This is a genomic window from Limimaricola sp. G21655-S1, from assembly GCF_027213785.1.
Classification (GTDB): domain Bacteria; phylum Pseudomonadota; class Alphaproteobacteria; order Rhodobacterales; family Rhodobacteraceae; genus Limimaricola.
On sequence record NZ_JAPWGO010000514.1, the window covers coordinates 1 to 235 of the forward strand.

At 52.8% G+C, this 235-nt stretch carries 1 protein-coding gene; it reads left to right on the forward strand.

Annotation, left to right across the window (positions count from 1 at the left end; all coding sequences use genetic code 11):
* On the forward strand, window positions 1-235 hold a 235-nt coding region (locus O4G76_RS21655; RefSeq protein WP_269399134.1), incomplete at both ends, for a hypothetical protein.

Genomic DNA, 235 nt, shown 5'->3' on the forward strand with positions numbered 1-235 from the left:
AGACAAGACCAAGCAGCGTTTCATCGACGAGCCTGCCAATCTGAAGCTGCTAATCGTGGTGAGTAAACTGCTGACCGGTTTCGATGCGCCTTCCTGCACCTACATCTACCTAGACAACGAGTTGCGCGATCACAACTTGTTCCAAGCTATCTGCCGCACAAACCGGCTCGACGGCGACGACAAGGACTATGGCCACATTGTTGACTACAAAGAGCTGTTCGAGAAGGTGCAGGAC